The sequence below is a fragment of the Providencia sp. PROV114 genome, from assembly GCF_032704305.1.
GTDB classification, from domain to species: domain Bacteria; phylum Pseudomonadota; class Gammaproteobacteria; order Enterobacterales; family Enterobacteriaceae; genus Providencia; species Providencia rettgeri.
This window is the reverse complement of sequence record NZ_CP120528.1, coordinates 2318432-2336491: the sequence shown is the minus strand read 5'-3', so window position 1 is coordinate 2336491 and position 18060 is coordinate 2318432. Positions and strand designations below refer to the sequence as shown.

Below are 18060 nucleotides of genomic sequence, written 5' to 3'. Positions count from 1 at the left end.
TAAAAAAAGTAGGCAAAAGGAAATTTGTCTACTTTTTTATTTGTATCATTAAAATGGTAATCTTAATATGTTTATTTTTAATAAAAAAACAAATTTAATATATATAATTTTATTATTATTTTTTTCTCCACGCTCAGCACAGGCAGTTCAAGATATAAAAGAGGAGATTACTAATGGTCTAAATGGTTATAGTAACAAAAAATATCAGTCAGAAATAAATAATATAAAATATAGTAAAAAAAATATCGACGAACTTGGCTTTATTCTTTATGATCTAATTCAGAAGAGGCATTTTGATGCAATAAATAAAATTATTGATAATTATGTTAGTCATAAAGACCATGATAAAGAGTTGGTTAAATATATTCACTCTGAAAAGGCGATATTAAATGATGAATATGATTTGGCAATTAGGTTATATAATGAAATTTTAATTCACAAGCCTAATATGCTTTTGGTTGAGTTAAAACTTGCACGAGCACTAACTTATGTTAAACATTATGAGGCAGCATTGTCGATATATCAGAATATAAAAACAAAACATAGCGGGGGAATATCAAGTAAGTTAGCTGAATATATTGAAAATAAAATAATATATTTAGAGAATAAAAATCGCTGGCAAGGAATGGTTAAGCTAGGTTCAAGTTATGATTTTAATTTAAATGAAGCATCAAATAGCCGTGAAATGTACTGTTTTCGTAGTAAATGTATGAATAGCAGCAATCAGTCTATCGCAGGTGGAAAATGGCATTATTATATTAAATCAACAAAGCGGTTTCCTCTCGTGGGTAACCATTCAGGGCTATTATCATTCGGTGCGTTTGGGTTAGAACCGATGAAAACAGTCACGGCTAGAAAAATAAATATATTTGTTAGCGGGGGTTATCAATTTGAGAATGCGAATACAAAAATCGGCATATTGCCCATATTTGAAGCCAAATGGCATGATAACCAATATTATAATTTAAGCCTAGGAGGAAAAATAGCAACAGAATATACGTTAAATCATCGAGTAACTATTTTAGGTGATTTTGAATATAAAAATAAAACGTATCCTCATGAGTATAGTTTTAATGATGGTGATAAATGGATCTATTCACTATTTGGGACCTATTTAGTTGATTCTCAGTTAGTCGCTTTTGGGGGAATACATGGAGCCAATCGGGAAAAACAACGCAATAGTGATAGTTATTCACAGTATGGGATTAGAGCCGGTTTTTTAAAGGTCACCGAACTGTGTGATTTACTTGTTGCGGTAGGTTACAAGCAAACAAATTTCGAACAGTTTGATGTGTATTTAAATGTAAAAAGAAAAGATCAAAATAGATATTTAAATGCCCAAGTAACATTTGATAAAAATAAAATATTAACTTTTACACCTTCTATTTATTTTAATAGCCAAGTGAATAAAAGCACGGCAGATATTATTTATTCTTTTAAGCAAAGTGAAGTCGGTGTCAATTTCACCAAGAAATTTTAATTTTCACCGGAACAGATAATGAAAATCAAAACAGTGATAGCCATTAATATCGTGACAGGGTTATCTATTAGCAGTATTGCAAGTTTAGTCTACGCCCAACAAAGCGAAAACATCGGCTCTATTGTGGTAAATGATAAAGCGACCACTATCAAAGAGCGTGATAGAAAAGGGGCGGACGACCAATATGATAAAGACGAATCAAACATTTATATTAGTAAAGAAGAAATTGATCGTTATAAAGGCACTAACCCCGCAGACACCATTAACCATGCAGTAGGGGTATATAGTGGTGACGCCCGTAATAGCGGGGCGATAGACCCCAATGTACGAGGGATACAGGGGCAAGGGCGTGTTCCGGTGACTGTGGATGGCACAGAACAGGCTATCACTGTGTGGCGTGGCTATAACGGGGCGAATAACCGCAATTATATCGACCCGAATATGATTAGCAGTATTAAAGTAATGAAAAGCGCAACGCTAGACCGTAATGTGCGTACATCGACAGGCGGTGGAGTGGCGATAACCACCATTGGTATTGACGATGTTATGGATAAAAATGACAAATTTGGTTTTGATATTAAATTAGAAACATCGAGTAACTCTACAAAGCCGCGGATTAACCATTTAAACCACGGTATAGATTATCGTGATGATAAGCGCCTATTGAGTACGTTAGACATGCAGAAGTTTCGTGGAATTTATTTTCAAGATCACGAAATGCTTGTTGATGCTCGTAGTAAAGGTAACGCCAATTTCTTTAATCTGCAAGATAACGCAGCACGCATTGCCGTTGGAACACGGCAAGAAAAGTTTGATTTGATGCTGGCATACAGCTACCGCAACCAAGGCAACTATTTTGCAGGGCGCCGTGGGGTGGATAAATTTTATGATGATATTATTACCTATGACCCTAATAACACAAATAAGGCGATAGACCCCTATATACCCTTTGTAGCCAGAATTTACGGGCCAAATACAGAGGTGGCGAATACCTCGAATGAAATGTCAACGTTGTTGACTAAATTAAATTTGATGTTACCGAATGCGCAAGATTTATCTCTGGGTTATATGCGTACAGTGAGCCATTATGGCGAAATTATGCCATCACAAATTCGTTATCATGATCTTGAGGGGAAAATTCCGCAATGGCCTTTGGCTTACTTGGCGCTAAATACTTTTTACGCCAATTATTCGTTCAAACCTGAGTCCATTGGTTGGATTGATTTTCGCTTAGGTTATTGGTTGACAAAAACTAATTTAAACTCAAATACCGCAGGTGGCCAGCCTAGGGAACCAATGGAAAGAGATTGGAATTATGAATTTGGTCGAGATAAAAATGTGGCTAAAAACCCTGCCATTAATGGCACCTTAGTTGATGGCATTAAATTAAACCAACTTAACGATCGCTATGGTGTTTCATTATCCAATAAGTTTCAAATTACACCTGAATTTAAAGTGACTTTAATGGGAAGCTTAATTGATGAAACCATTGGTAGTCGTGAAGATATTTTTAATTCGGATTCTAGCCCCAAGGGGAACATGTTCCGTGCTATCCCAAGGGAAGGTAAGCGTCGGGAATATAATGGTACTATTCGGTTTGATTGGCAGCCTACTGATTGGTTAAGCCTGAATGCGGGGGTTCAATATATTAGCTATTGGTCAAGGGATTTATTAAAAGAGAGACGCATTGCGGCCAAAGATGTAAATTATGCGCCCTATAGCCATATAACCGCTCGAAACTATAGGTTATCCCGTTTATTAAGTGCAGAAGAATACCAAACAATACAGCAGTATGTTGATGATAAAGGGAATACATACGAAGATATAAAAGAAAAACTTTATAATCAGAGAATTTTTATCGAAAAAGCACTAAAAATGAAAGCTAATTCATTAAGTGATGCTAGCTATCGAGAGGATATAAATAGAAAAAAATTTGAGTTTAGAATTACAGAAAGAAACAATATAGTGAAATGGAAGGTCGATGAAAATAACCGGTTTATACGCAAAAATAACCCATTCTATAATGGCGAGATTGATTTAAAAGAAGAAATAATAGATCCCGTAACAGGTTTAAAAGCGAAAAAATATCGATTGGGATCGCTTAGTAATAAAAAAACAGATGAAGTTATGTTCACAGATGACCAAAAATTTAAAGCGCCAAAAAGAAATGAAGAATCGGCTTGGGCGCCAGCGTTAGGAGCAACTATTTACCTAACAGAGAACGACCGAATATTTGGGCGTTATTTAGAGACCGTTAGAATGCCAAGTATCTTTGAAGACACTATTGGTTTTTCAGGGGGACGTGAAGCAAACTATGTGCCGCCGGTTTATTTGCCAGAACGTAGCCATACAATAGAACTGGGATATGTGCGTAATTTCCAAGAACTGGTTGCGGCAGAAAATCATGCTGACTTACGTATAAATTACTACAACACCGTAGTCACAAATGCCTTTGATAGGAACGACAGGTTAGTCTTTACGCAGGTTGATAAACATAACACAGCTGGTTTGGAACTATTGGCACGTTATGATAATGGCTGGGTATTTGGTGACTTAGGGGTAGATTACCGCTTAAAAAATGAAGTTTGTGATGAAGTCTCATTGATGGTGATGGACCCCTATAATAAATTTGGGGGCTCAGAGTGTACAACAGCTGGGTTCCCCGGCGGCTATTTACGTACTCAATTGCAACCCAAATACAGTATTCATGCCAACCTAGGTTTACGTTTTTTAGATGAAAGCTTGGAAGTGGGTAGCCGTATGCGTTATCACAGTAAAGCAAAAAATGAGGATGAGGCGGAAATGATAGATAAATATCCATTCTCATATGCACCATTAAATAATAGCCCAATGAGCTGGAATGCGGTTTTTACTGCTGATGCTTATGTTAATTACCAGTTTAATAAAGACCTATCGTTTGAATTATTAGCTACAAATTTATTTGATGAATATTATATTGATCCTCTAACCCGCAGTATGATGCCGGCACCGGGTAGAACTATACGCTTCAATGTAACAAGTCGCTTCTAAAAGGGATTCCCCTTCGTTGATGTAGTTATGTTTTGGCATTAGCGAAGGGGCTATTAGGGATATTAAAATGCTTACTCTACGTTTTAATTTTGCTGTTATGGTTTCGCTATTATTTCATTTTGGTATCGTTTTTTATTGCTTAAGTGCTGAAAAAACACGTCACGCACAAATTTATACGCCAATAAAGGCGGCGATTATCTCTATTGCATTGACGCAAAATGTAATTGAAAAGCAAATAAGTGATGTCACATTAAATAATAAACTAACTGGCGGTTTACTTTCTGAACCGCAACAAAATGAAAATGCGGTAATCAAAGTTGCTAATAAAAAAAGTACGCATAGTGATGAAAATAAAGTTTCGGATGTACAGAAAAAAGTTATCGAGAAAAAAGAACAAAAACAACCAAATAAAAAAGTGATTAAGCGGAAAGAACAACAACAAAATAAAAAAAACGATGATGTAAAACAAGAACAGCAAGCTGGCCAAAATAGTACTTTATCAAATGCCGCAGGGGAACAGGGTGCGCAAAATACGAGGGCAGTAGGGGATAATATAAGTGCGAATTATCAATCTTATATTGATAAATTACGTAGAGAAATAGAGCGCCATAAACGTTACCCAAGAAAAGCGAGAAATACCCATATTCAAGGAAAGGTTCTGGTGAATTTTACGCTTACGTCATCGGGAGAGATAACAAGGGTGAGTATTGCTAAGTCTTCTATGCATACACAACTCGACCAAGCTGCGTTGACGGCTATAGCAAAGAGTCGCCCTGTTGGCATACCACCAGAGGGTTTAAAAAAACAGATAACATTGTCAATTGAATTCGAGTTATAAATTGCCTAATAGCGGTGGGCTTTCAACCTGAATAGCTGTTTGAAATTAGCGCCCGAGGGTAGTTCTTAATTTATTGTTTTATATTAATAAGATAAAAGCAAGCCGCGACCTATTGAATTAATCCTAAAATTAGACAGCGGCTTTCTTTGCAAATTACTTTTCTTCTGTTGTTGTTTTTATTTCGTCACCTTCAGGTAGCGTAACGTTTAGTTCAAGAACAGAAATATCATCCCCTTTTTGCTCAAATTGCACTGATAACATCTCAGGGTCAACTTGGACATACTTACAGATAACCTGCAAAATATCTCTTTTCATATCTGCAAGATATGGGGGCTCGCTATCACCACGGCGGCGTTCTGCAACGATGATTTGTAATCGCTCTTTTGCGATATTCGCTGTCGTTTTTTTTCTCGACAGAAAGAAATCCAATAAAGCCATTATTTATCCCCCAAATAGGCGTTTTAAGAAACCTTTTTTCTCTTCTTCAATGAAACGGATAGGGCGATCTTCACCTAAAATACGAGCAACACAATCATCATAGGCTTGGCCTGCATCAGATTCTGTATCCAAAATGACCGGTTCACCTTGGTTAGAAGAGCGCAGTACAGATTGGTCTTCCGGAATAACACCAATCAAAGGAATACATAAGATTTCCAGAACATCTTCCATGCTTAGCATATCGCCACGGGTTACACGGCCAGGGTTATAGCGTGTTAACAATAAGTGTTCCTTAATCGGTTCTTCACCTTTTTCTGCACGACGTGATTTTGACGCTAAAATACCTAAAATACGGTCAGAGTCACGGACAGATGAAACTTCCGGGTTGGTAGTTATAATGGCTTCATCAGCAAAATAGAGCGCCATTAAAGCGCCACTTTCGATACCTGCGGGGGAGTCACAAACAATAAAATCAAAACCAAGGTCGTCGCTCAATTCGTCAAGAATTTTGCCTACTCCTTCACGCGTTAATGCGTCTTTATCGCGTGTTTGCGAAGCAGGTAAAATGAATAAATTTTCGGTGCGCTTATCTTTGATTAAAGCCTGATTCAGGGTTGCATCACCTTGGATAACGTTTACGAAGTCATAGACTACTCGACGTTCACACCCCATGATGAGGTCAAGGTTACGTAGGCCGATATCAAAATCGATCACCACCGTTTTATTCCCTTTTTGTGCCAGGCCAGTAGCTATGGCCGCGCTTGAAGTGGTTTTACCAACGCCACCTTTACCTGAAGTCACTACAATTATGCGTGCCATGAATAATTCCTTGTAAATAAGGTCTAATTTAAATATTCGATATTAAGTTTGTTATCAACTAAACAAAGTTTAGCTGCTTTGGCGAGAAATTCAGCAGGGATTTGATCGCTCAGCCAATATTCACCTGCAATGGAGACCAGCTCAGCTTGCAAATGAGTACAATAAATCTGACTTTCAATATCGCCGGAGGCTCCTGCTAATGCACGGCCTCGCATCACGCCATAAATATGGATATTACCATCTGCTAATAGTTCTGCACCTGCACTAACATTACTTGTGACGATCAGATCACTATTTGGTGCATAAATACGTTGTCCAGAGCGAACAGGGGTATTGATAATACGAGTTTTACGATATAAAGGCTCAGTTTGAACTGTAGCAGCCTGAGGCTCAGGCTGAATCTCAACAGGTTTTTGACTTTTACCTTCGCTTAATATCGGTAAACCAGCATCGTTTGCTTTTTGTCGCATTTGCGGGTTAGTACACCCACTAACCCCAACAATACGTAATCCCGCAGATATAACAGAACGATGAATGCTCTGTAAATCTACATTTGGGGATAATTCAGCAATGTTAATCACGACAGGAGCATTTTTAAAGAAATCAGGAGCTTGATTTACTTTATCTTGCAGCGCTTTTTTGATGAGTTTAGGCTCTTCACTGTATAAGTGAATAACTGAAAGAGTAAAACTGCTGCCTTTAAGTTCTATTGGCGATTGTGGCATCTATCCAGACTCAGCAAATTAAAATTTCCGAAACAATCCTCGGGTGAAGATATTCTGTAAAACAATAGCATGTTATAGTTACTATATACTTCAAGCAAGCTAATGAACTAAGAAAAAGAGTTAAATATAATGATTTGTGCAATTTATAGAAGCCCTAAACGTGACCAAACTTATCTTTATATTGAGAAGAAAGATGATTTTTCACGTGTTCCTGATGAATTATTAGCCCAATTTGGTACACCTCAATTTGCTATGCTTGTCTCATTAGATAAGCGTGAAAAGCTCGCCAATGCTGACTTGGCAAAGGTTAAATCTGACCTCTTAGAAGTTGGTTATTACTTACAATTCCCACCTCCGGTGGAAAATTTGCTTTCAGAACACAAAGAACTGAATAACTAGAGCAAATTAAGAAAATCCTGAAAAGCAATGACAGTCTGGAGGAGACAAATGAAACCAACGTTATTATATACATTAGTCGCTGGTTTGTTTTTAACAAGTTGCTCTGCAACTCATAACGAATCAATTGTTACTCAACCGATTACAGCAGAACAAAATGCGGCTATAGCGCAAGAAGTCGTTGCTTTAGATAAAGCATTTCCTATTGAACAACGTGAACCATCACAATTTCCTGCTTATGTGGAATTACTGAAAGAACATGCTATTGAACAGGGGATTAAGCCTGCCACCATTGAACGTGCTTTTGCTAATATCCATTTTATTGAGCGTGTAGTGAAAGCAGATAAAGGCCAACCAGAGAAAAGGGCGACGGTTACGTTAGCAAGCTATTTAAAAAACGTATTACCACAATCGCGTATCAATGCAGGCTATGACAAATATTTAGAAAACAGATCCACTCTAGATGCTATAAGTGATAAATATGGCGTTCCACCTCAGTTTATTGTTTCATTATGGGGATTAGAAAGTGGTTTTGGGCGCTCACAGGGTAAAGAAGATGTTATCTCGGCACTCGCGACATTATCTTTTGAAGGACGAAGAGAAGCGCTTTTTAGCAAACAACTTTTAGCTGCGCTTGAGATAATGGATAAAGGTTATATCCCAGAAGATCAACAGCTCAAAGGTTCATGGGCTGGAGCGATGGGCCAGAGTCAATTTATGCCAACCTCTTATTTGTCTTATGCAGCAGATGGTGATGGTGATGGTAAAATGGACATTTGGAATAATAAATCTGATGTTTTTGCATCCATCGCTAATTATTTATCAACAGAAGGTTGGCAAGCTAAATTACCATGGGGTTACCAAGTTAACTTACCTGTAGATTTTAATAAAACGTTGGAAGGTGTAAAAGCAGAACAAGGAAGATCTGTTAGTGAATGGCAAGAACTAGGTGTTACATTACCTGCATTCGCTCAGTTACCTTCAGGCGTAAAAACGTGGGTGGTTATTCCGGATGACCCTGAAGGCAGGACATTTTTAGTGACCGAAAATTTTCGAACCATTATGCATTGGAACCGCTCGTATTATTTTGCATTGAGTGTATGCATGATGGCAGATGGTATCGCTAATAAAATACAATAACGATAATAGGAGTACTATTATGTATCAACATCGTGACTGGCAAGGTGCGTTACTGGATTTCCCTGCAAATAAAGTTGTTTGTGTTGGTAGTAATTATGCAAAGCATATAAAAGAAATGGGGTCTGCTATACCGGAAGAACCTGTTATTTTTATTAAACCAGAAACTGCCTTGTGTGATATTACTCAATCAATTGTTATTCCAAAAGATTTTGGTGCTGTTCATCATGAAATTGAAATGGCAATCTTAATTGGTATGCCATTAAAAAATGCAGATGAAGATCGTGTATCACGTTCTATCGCCGGTTATGCAGTTGCATTAGATTTAACCTTACGTGATTTGCAGGCTAAATTTAAAAAAGCAGGTCAGCCATGGGAAAAAAGCAAATCATTTGATGGTTCATGTCCAATTTCTGGCTTTATTCCTATTAGTAACCCAAATGACTTACAAAATGTTCAGCTTTCTCTGGAAATAAATGGTGAAGTTCGCCAAGAGGGCTCAACGCGTGATATGATCACGCCAATTTTACCTCTGATTAGCTATATGTCCCGCTTTTTCACATTACGTGCAGGGGATGTCATCTTAACGGGTACACCTGAAGGTGTTGGCCCATTAGCTTCTGGTGATATGCTAAAATTATCAATTAATGATCACTCGCTGACTACACGGGTTATTTAAGTATAGGATTAAAAAGTATTATGTCGCAGTTCTGGCAATTTAAAACTTTAGATGAAATGACGGATGAAGAATGGGAATCTCTCTGTGATGGTTGCGGGCAATGCTGCTTACACAAATTAATGGATGAAGATACAGATGAAATCTATTTTACTAATGTCGCTTGCAATCAGCTAAATCTAAAAACTTGCCAGTGTAAGCATTATGAAGACCGCTTCAGTTATGAAACGGATTGTATAAAACTTAATCGCTATAACTTAGAAACATTTGGATGGCTGCCAAGCACTTGTGCTTACCGTTTGTTATTAGAAGGGAAGCCTCTCCCGGCCTGGCACCCATTAAAAACCGGCTCTAAAGCGGCAATGCATAATGAAGGCGTGTCTGTTCGCCATATCGCGGTCAGAGAAATTGATGTGGTGGATTGGGAAGAACACATTATGAATAGGCCGATGGGTAGGGGGTAGTAGTAACCCTCTATGATACAGTAAGTTATTATGGAAATATCACTTTCAACTGTAGGCTTATTTGCCATTCTAAATATTGCTATTTTACCGGCAATAATTTCTTTTTTTGAAAAATTTAGCCAAGTTGCATCGATGATGATTTATTCATTTTAATTGATGCATTATAGTGTGTTAAATGAAAGTAAATAATAATCACACTACTACAAGGTGTGATTATTTATTCTATTAGTTATAGAAGTTTTCAATAAATATTCAATATTGCCTTCTAGTTATTAGCCTTATCAGTCTTAAAATTTTAACTGCATGAAAATCTATCTTTAAAACCAACCTCTCACAATTTTTTATGTTATATCTTAAAACCATAATATTTTTATTTGAGGAAAAATGATGATTTGTGACCTCTCATTTTGCTTTTCTCAAGATACTTAGCTAATCTATTTCTTGTAAGAGTAACATGGAGGATGGAAATGAAAACATTTGGTGTGGTACTCACAATTATAGGTCTCATTACCGCGATTATTTCTTACAATATGGATGTAAGTATTCCTATCGTTTATGGTGAGAGTGTGAAGGATTCAGGGCTGGCATTTGATAGGCAGAATTATATTATTGGCAGTTTGCTAATTGCCTTTTTTGGCATTTTGATTGTCCTTTTTGACAACAAAAGGCGTAAGTAAAATGGCTTTTATTTATTAATAAAATCAGTTTATATTCGTCTCATTCCATAATAATAAATGAACGTTCCAAATTAACTAAAGAATATTTCTTATGAAGAAAACACTTATGTTAGTGAGTTTTGCTGCTATTTCCGGATGTGTTTCCAATACAACCGCAATTGAGTCAAAAGCGGTAGGCATGGCCAACCCTGCTTCGGTGTATTGTGAACAAATTGGTGGGAAATTAGAAATTAAGAGAACAGAGCAAGGGCAACTCGGGTACTGTATCTTGCCCTCAGGTGAGAAAATAGAAGAGTGGGCTCTATACCGTCAGAACGAACATTAACCAATTATTCACTTCTTGATTACTGCTACAGCGAAAACTTAGTGAAGATTTTGCTGTAGTTCCAATCTAACAGTTCCAATCCAATAATATTTCTATTTTGCATTAATTATTTCTTGAAATTAGCCGATATTACTACTAGTTGTCAGCGTATTTTTGTCATTTGATCAACTAAATAGCGATGTAATAACAGGACTAATACTTATTAAGCTCATCATAAGGGGGGAGGCAATATTTTGATAGCTTCATATAGATTTAGTAAGGATGACCTCATCTGTTTATGGCAAATTATTGATATAAAATATTTTTATCCACTAATGTCTCATAACCGGTAATTTGTTGTACTAAAATAGAAACAGCTACCTTATGTTATGTAATTGCTAAATAAATTAGTCTTATTAGAGTGATTGATTTACCAAAAAGACGTTAAACTGTCTGCTAGTGGATAAGTAATAGAGTAAAACATCATCTTTTAGCGATGGCTTTTTGGATTTGATCACACTTTAACACACGCAATGAGTTATTTAGGAATATTCTTAATGTTAAAAATTGATGCATAGATCACATTTCCATGGGGTGTTCGTTTTAAGAAAACATCATTATTTTCATTAGGTTATAAAGCAAGAAAATTGATATAACACAGTTTATAGTTTGTACAATTAATCGGGGTTTCTTATCCTATATCAAAAATAATGATAATTTTTTTTAACATAGCTTCGGCTAAATAATTTGGTATTCTGGTTTTTACTACAAGATCAAGTTGAATGAATAAAGGATTATATTGCGATTTTATCGCTATTTCCTTTATCATTTTTATTTCCCTCATTCCATTTATTTTTTAATTTTGATTAAAATCGACATTTACCTCGTAAAAATTCACATTTTTAAACTTTAATAACGACCAAAGCAGACTGTTAATATAAAAGAACGCCTATACACCCATAGTGTGTTAATTTGATATTCAAGCATAATAATTCGAAATTTAATATTTGTAATTGACGGGTATTACATATCTTCACAGATCAATAAATATTAATTATATTAATGTTTGAGCCTTTATGTGATATTCATTATTAGATTAATATTGTGGATATTTTGCGACAGAAAGTATCAAAATGTGAATTAAAATATGTATTCAATCCAATTATAACGATTTTTGTATTTTATAATAATTTTCATTTTTTAGTTTGGTTGAATTAAAATAAGATAATACAAAATTAATAGATATTAAAATCTAAATATTAAGCTTTGTACGAGTAAATTAGTGGAATCAGCACATCAAAATGCTCAATCAATAGGTTTGTTTTAATAGTCTTTACCTATCAAAAAATTAATAAGTGATGAAAAAAACGATTTAATAAAATTTAAGTTATTATGTATCCTCTCTTCGAAATCATATAGAGCATATGATTATAAATTCTAAATAGGACTAATTAAGAAAGATATTTATTTGCATTAGTAAAAATGGTTTAAAAATGAAACATAAATGACTAACTGTATTCAATATGCGGTGGAGTTTTTATTTTTCTTTATTTACCAATAAATTAAATAAAAACTTAATAAGTTCTTTAAATGTAAGAATAAAAATCTCATATTAGGAAATGAAAATGAAGAAAGTACTACTGACCGCTGTTGCTACAACAATCATCGGCTTATCAACAGCTAATGCAGCAAATAAAGTTGGCGGTGGCCAAGTTAACTTTAACGGTAAAGTAACTGATGTTTCTTGTACTGTTTCTGTTGACGGTCAAGGTAGCGATGCAAGCGTATACTTAGCACCAATTTCATTGGAAGAAATTCAAGCAGGTGGTAAAGGTACATTATTAAAACCAAAAACATTTGCAATTGATGTGACTAACTGTTCAGCAACATCAGTTGGCGGCAACGCTAAAACGATCGGTGTGGTGTGGACTGGTGGTAACTTATTAAGTGGTAGCGAAAAATTAGGTTATTTAGCGAATACTGATTCTACTGGTGCGAAGAATATCCAATTTGTCTTATCGGCTGATGATGCTAAAAAATTCATCGTACCAGGCGGCGACAATCAACAACCATCCGAACTTATTACCCAAATTGACCAAGGTTCACGTTTCCAATATTACGTAGGTTATATCACCGATAAACCAACAGAAGTTACTGCAGGTGAAGTTAAAAGCTACGCAACTTACGAAATCACTTATCAATAAGAATAGGTTGGTTGTTTTAAGTTAGTGTTATTAGACGTTGTAGTAAAACACTAATGGATATTATTGCAATAAGCGGTAGAACACTGCCGCTTTTATGTTTTGAGGTTTAAATGAAAGCTATCGTATTAGCATGTTGCTTTATCTTCAGTATTAATTCGTTTGCTAACAATATAATTGTTAATGGTACGAGGTTTATTTACCCTGGAGATGAGAAAGAGATCACCGTACAACTTTCAAATACAGCAGAACGTCCTGCGGTTGCTCAAGCTTGGCTTGATACAGGTAATGCATCAGAAACACCTGATACGATAAAAACCCCATTTCAAATTACTCCTCCTGTTTCTCGAGTAGAAGCAAAGGGTGGTCAAAATTTACGCATAAAGTTAATGGATAAAGGGCAAATTCCCCAAGATAGGGAAAGTTTATGGTGGCTTAATATTCTAGATATTCCGCCTACTGTAAAAGGCAAAGATGGGGAAATGCAGAATGTTTTACAGCTAGCAATTCGTTCTCGTTTTAAGTTTTTTTACCGGCCTGTTGGGCTAGGTAGCCGAGAATTAGCTCCTGAACAGTTAGTTATCAAAACAAATGGTAAGAATATTGTTATTGAAAATCCAACACCTTTTTATATTACGGTCACAAAAATATCCACCGATGGAAAGGTTGGCCTTACAGATAAAACTGTTTTAATAGAACCCAAAAATCAAACATTAGTTGAATTAAAGCAGGCAATTAAGTCTGGCAGTAAGGTTGTTGTTAACAATATTAATGACTATGGTTCAGATGTTGCGGTGACTCTAACTGCAAAATAGGAATATATAATGAAACAGCGAGAGTTAAACAATAAATATAGCAATACACTCTCTGTAGTCTGCTTTATTACGTCATGGATTGTTCCCGTATTCCATGCCTCAGCTGAAGAAGAAACCTATGAATTCAATAGTGGCTTTATTATGGGAAGTAAAGACAACGTTGATTTAGACCGTTTTAATGCGACAGGGATTAGTCCAGGAAAGTATTCAGTTGATGTATATACGAATAATGATTGGAAAGGGCGTTACGAACTTAATTTTGAAGAACAAAAAAATAAACAATTAGGGGTTTGTTATACCCGAGAGTTACTTTCAAACTTAGGTATTGATACTGAAAAATTTAATCCATCAATTGATAAAAACAGTGCTACTTGTCTGCCGTTGGATGAGTGGAACAGCGACAAAGAAGTTAAAGATATATTTCATACGTCGACACTACGTTTAGATATTTCTGTACCGCAAATTTACGAACAAAAAATTTCTCGGGGTTATGTTTCTTCGCAATTTTGGGAAACAGGAATTCCTGCATTAAATATTGGCTATATGGCTAATTACTATGATAGCCATATCAGTGGAAACCAAGGTTCAAATAGCTCTAGCGCCTATTTAGGCGTTAATGCTGGCTTAAGTTATGATGGTTGGCTATTGAAACATATAGGGAATTTGGGTTGGCAACGTTCTACAGGTTCTGAATGGAATAGCAATCAAACTTATCTGCAAAGGCCCATTGCCGCACTAAAATCAAAAGCGACTATTGGGCAGTTTTATACGGATGGTAATTTATTCGATAGTATTGGCTTAAGAGGGGCTAAGCTAACAACGGATGACAATATGTATCCAGATGGGATGACAACTTATGCGCCTGAAATTCGGGGGATCGCTCAAAGTAATGCCTTAGTGACGATTCGGCAAAATGGCAATATTATTTATCAAACAACCGTGTCTCCTGGGCCATTTAGTTTGAATGATGTTTACCCATCGGGTTATGGTAATGATTTGAATGTTACAGTAAAAGAGGCTGATGGTAGCGAGACTAATTTTAGTGTGCCGTATTCTTCGTTAGCACAATTATTACGTCCAGGGTTTACGCGTTACCAAATAGCGGGCGGTAAATCTGATTCTGAAAATTTAAGAAATCGTCCTTTTGTTATGCAAGCGACTCTTCAGCATGGGATTAATAATACATTTACCCTTTATGGTGGGGTCACTGCTTTTGATGATTACCAAGCTTATTTGTTAGGAAGTGGTATTAATACTGGGATTGGTGCGGTTGCAATTGATGTAACGCAATCTCGCATTGTATTTAATCATCGTACAGATTATGGGCAAAGTTATCGTTTTACATTTAATAAGTTATTCACTGAAACAGACACTAATCTTGTGTTAGCAGCATATCGATATTCAACGAAAGATTATTACAATATTAATAATGCACTTTATGCTATTGATAACGATAAACGTGGCGTTGTCGATACATTAGGGCGTGAAAAAAATGGTTTCAGTTACACTATTAACCAAAATTTACCTGAAGGTTACGGTGGAATTTATTTCATGGGGCGTATTTCAAGTTATTGGGATAAGTCAGGAACAGAAAAACAATATCAACTAAGTTACAACAATAGCATCAATCGCCTTTCATATGGTTTGTCATTTATGAGGGTATATACACAAAATAGCCATGATAAAAAAGATGACAGGCTCGGTGTGAACTTGAGCATTCCTCTTTATTGGGGAGAGAATCAGGTGTCCACCTTAACGTCTAATACTACATTTAATAATGAAAAGTTCGGAAGTAGCCAAATAGGTACCAGTGGTACGTTTGACCGTGATAATAATTGGACATACGGAATCAATACCTCAGTTGCAAATGGTGGTGCGAAAAATATCGGTCTTAATACTAGCTACCGTACATCGTCGGTCAATACAAATGCGAATTACAGCCAAGGTGAAGGTTATCGCCAATATGGTGTAGGCGCAAATGGGTCATTAGTTTTGCACTCCGGTGGAATAACGCTAACGCCGAATAATGCAACCACAATTGCATTGATTGAGGCGAAAGACGCAGAAGGTGCATCAGTGGTAGGGGCGATGGGGACGACAATTGATAGTCATGGTTATGCTATTGCGCCTTATGTAAGAGCTTATCGCACTAATAAAATCGAAATTGACCCGAAAGGCAGTTCTGAAGGTATTATTTTTGAAAATATGTCATCACAGATAGTTCCTTATGAAGGTAGTGTCGTTAAGGTTAAATTTGGTACTAAGATTGAAAAAAATGTGGTTTATAACGTTAAAAGATCTAATAACAAACCACTACCATTTGGCGCTAATGTGACAGACCAAAAAGGTGAGGCAATCGGTATTGTTGGGCAAGGTGGTATGGTGTTCATTAGCAGTGAAATTGCAACTAATGCCATTATTACGTGGGATAAAGGTCAATGTACATTCTCATTAGCTGCAGGAAATAGTAAGGAAGTTCTATGTCAATAAAAAATCAATGGTTTTGGTATATTGGGGTAGGGTTACTATTTACCGCAAATGGCGTATCTGCAAATAATGGGCGCCCTGGATACATCTATATGAATAGTTGCGAAAGAACAAGTCAGCCGGCATATAGAGTAGATATGAGACTTGGAAAAATTGTTGTAGATCCTAACCTTCCGGTTGGGAGTGTAATTAAAACACAAGATTATTCAATGAATACTAACCAAACCTACCTCTGGTGTCGTGGAAAGGTGAATATTGAGGCTGAAGTGGTCATGCCTGATTTACGCGATATTGGTGGGAAAGTTTACCAAACGAATGTTGAAGGTATTGGTTTAAAATTCCACCGTTCATCGGGTCGGCAGCATTCTATGACTTACCCAAGTACTTTTCCTACAAATGTGGGATATTATAGTACCCCAATGTCATTAAATGATTCTACTTTTACGCTAAGTATAATAAAAACGGCTAAATATACAGGAACCGGAACACTAGCAAGTGGTATTTATACCACTTATGGATATAAACCTAATAACAGTCCAATCTTAGTTAGTTATTTAGATGCAAATGCTATTACTATCGTTTCTCCATCCTGCCAAGTGACAAGTGGTGAAAATCAAAATGTAATGTTAGACCCTATAAAACGAGTTCAATTAACAGCGAGAGACCAGCCTGCTGGTGAAAAAGATTTTACTATAAAGTTGAAATGTAGTGGCGGTACTAGTTTTACGGGTAAGACTAATATTGATGTTACTTTTAGCGGGATAAAAGCGACAGGGACTCAAGTAAACGGTGTTTTAGCAAACCAAAGTACCTATAGCCCAGCAAAAGGAATTGGTGTTCAAGTTATAGAACGAAAAGATAAAAGCCCAATCAATTTTGGCCGCCCATATCGTGTAGCATCATTAAATAATAATGATACAAAAGATATCGATATAGAACTTACCGCTCGTTATTTTCAATATGAAGACAGAACTTCACCCGGTGAAGTTTATGCTCAAATGCGCTTTGATATTACATATGATTAATTATTAAAAGTATTTTATTTAATAATAAAGGCTGATTTTATATTTAGAGTCAGCCTTTATTTTATATTAAAAATGATAATTCGTAGTTATTATAGAAGACTTATTTCAAATCAACAATTATGCTTTCAGCAACATACTGTCGTTCTTTATTGATATGTTCGGATGCATCATTTTTTTCATTTTTTAATCCACTAGTATAACCTTGGAAAAACCATTCAATGGGGCAATTTAGCGCTTCAGCGATATCAACTAAATGATTGATAGGTATTTTATTAATTCCATTTTCATAACGTGAGATTTGCTGTTGACTTAAATTTAATTTATTAGCTAAATTAGCTCCAGATAGACCGAGTTCTTTTCTCCGGTTTTTTATTTTAATACCAATTATAGTATGAATGTCCATATGACATCCTCAATTTATATGAAGGGTTATTATTTAATGCACTAAATTAAAATTACATTTGATAGTATATTAAAAACTAAAGTGTTTTAAAAGATTTAATGAACATAAATATGATGAAAATCGCGATTTAGAGCTTTAAACATTA

General features: G+C 35.8%; 17 protein-coding genes. 13 read left to right on the top strand and 4 right to left on the bottom strand.

The window, feature by feature from the left end; translation table 11 throughout:
- Positions 1–67 precede the first annotated feature (67 nt).
- The 3 genes from P3L37_RS10320 (at position 68) to P3L37_RS10310 (ending at position 5348) form a co-directional block, all read left to right on the top strand.
- A complete protein-coding gene (locus P3L37_RS10320; protein ID WP_109913292.1) occupies positions 68–1480 on the top strand; it encodes a surface lipoprotein assembly modifier in 1413 nt (470 codons plus the stop codon).
- A gap of 18 nt (positions 1481–1498) precedes the next feature.
- Positions 1499–4510, top strand: a complete 3012-nt coding sequence (locus P3L37_RS10315; protein ID WP_109913291.1) for a TonB-dependent receptor domain-containing protein — start codon at positions 1499–1501, stop codon at positions 4508–4510.
- Positions 4511–4577: 67 nt separating this feature from the next.
- On the top strand, positions 4578–5348 hold the full coding sequence (locus P3L37_RS10310) for a TonB family protein (protein WP_110731912.1): 771 nt from the start codon (positions 4578–4580) through the stop codon (positions 5346–5348).
- Positions 5349–5501: 153 nt separating this feature from the next.
- On the opposite strand, the gene minE is transcribed toward P3L37_RS10310, so the two are convergent.
- The 3 genes from minE to minC are packed head-to-tail and all read right to left on the bottom strand — an operon-like array spanning position 5502 to position 7330.
- Positions 5502–5786 carry a cell division topological specificity factor MinE gene (gene minE, locus P3L37_RS10305; protein ID WP_004910733.1) on the bottom strand — a complete coding sequence of 95 codons (285 nt, stop codon included), beginning with the start codon at positions 5784–5786 and terminating at the stop codon, positions 5502–5504.
- Between the two features lie 3 nt (positions 5787–5789).
- Positions 5790–6605, bottom strand: coding sequence for a septum site-determining protein MinD (gene minD, locus P3L37_RS10300; protein ID WP_004910734.1), 816 nt, complete (start codon positions 6603–6605; stop codon positions 5790–5792).
- A 23-nt stretch (positions 6606–6628) separates the two neighbouring features.
- Entirely contained in the window at positions 6629–7330 is a 702-nt protein-coding gene (gene minC, locus P3L37_RS10295) for a septum site-determining protein MinC (protein WP_004910735.1), read from the bottom strand.
- A gap of 129 nt (positions 7331–7459) precedes the next feature.
- On the opposite strand from minC, the gene P3L37_RS10290 reads away from it, so the two are divergent.
- The 10 genes from P3L37_RS10290 (at position 7460) to P3L37_RS10245 (ending at position 17512) form a co-directional block, all read left to right on the top strand.
- On the top strand, positions 7460–7729 hold the full coding sequence (locus tag P3L37_RS10290; RefSeq protein WP_004910736.1) for a YcgL domain-containing protein: 270 nt from the start codon (positions 7460–7462) through the stop codon (positions 7727–7729).
- Positions 7730–7777: 48 nt separating this feature from the next.
- Positions 7778–8866 (top strand): lytic transglycosylase domain-containing protein, encoded by a 1089-nt coding sequence (locus P3L37_RS10285; RefSeq protein WP_004910737.1) that lies wholly within the window; start codon positions 7778–7780, stop codon positions 8864–8866.
- A gap of 19 nt (positions 8867–8885) precedes the next feature.
- On the top strand, positions 8886–9542 hold the full coding sequence (locus P3L37_RS10280) for a fumarylacetoacetate hydrolase family protein (protein ID WP_004910738.1): 657 nt from the start codon (positions 8886–8888) through the stop codon (positions 9540–9542).
- Positions 9543–9562: 20 nt separating this feature from the next.
- Positions 9563–10003, top strand: a complete 441-nt coding sequence (locus tag P3L37_RS10275; RefSeq protein ID WP_004910740.1) for a YcgN family cysteine cluster protein — start codon at positions 9563–9565, stop codon at positions 10001–10003.
- 467 nt (positions 10004–10470) lie between these two features.
- On the top strand, positions 10471–10680 hold the full coding sequence (locus P3L37_RS10270; RefSeq protein WP_004910742.1) for a hypothetical protein: 210 nt from the start codon (positions 10471–10473) through the stop codon (positions 10678–10680).
- Positions 10681–10771: 91 nt separating this feature from the next.
- The gene (locus P3L37_RS10265; RefSeq protein WP_109913289.1) at positions 10772–11005 is read left to right on the top strand and encodes a DUF333 domain-containing protein; all 234 of its coding nucleotides are present in this window, start codon (positions 10772–10774) and stop codon (positions 11003–11005) included.
- A 1604-nt stretch (positions 11006–12609) separates the two neighbouring features.
- The gene (locus P3L37_RS10260; protein ID WP_004910744.1) at positions 12610–13188 is read left to right on the top strand and encodes a fimbrial protein; all 579 of its coding nucleotides are present in this window, start codon (positions 12610–12612) and stop codon (positions 13186–13188) included.
- Between the two features lie 110 nt (positions 13189–13298).
- On the top strand, positions 13299–14000 hold the full coding sequence (locus P3L37_RS10255) for a molecular chaperone (protein WP_102140365.1): 702 nt from the start codon (positions 13299–13301) through the stop codon (positions 13998–14000).
- Positions 14001–14009: 9 nt separating this feature from the next.
- Positions 14010–16490 (top strand): fimbria/pilus outer membrane usher protein, encoded by a 2481-nt coding sequence (locus tag P3L37_RS10250; RefSeq protein WP_211888802.1) that lies wholly within the window; start codon positions 14010–14012, stop codon positions 16488–16490.
- Positions 16481–17512: a fimbrial protein gene (locus P3L37_RS10245; RefSeq protein ID WP_164528882.1), complete on the top strand. Its 1032-nt coding sequence runs from the start codon at positions 16481–16483 to the stop codon at positions 17510–17512. Before P3L37_RS10250 ends, P3L37_RS10245 begins: the two co-directional genes overlap by 10 nt.
- Before the next feature lie 100 nt (positions 17513–17612).
- Here the strand turns inward: P3L37_RS10245 and P3L37_RS10240 are convergent, their stop codons facing one another.
- Positions 17613–17915: a helix-turn-helix domain-containing protein gene (locus tag P3L37_RS10240; RefSeq protein ID WP_004910749.1), complete on the bottom strand. Its 303-nt coding sequence runs from the start codon at positions 17913–17915 to the stop codon at positions 17613–17615.
- Between the last annotated feature and the right edge of the window lie 145 nt (positions 17916–18060).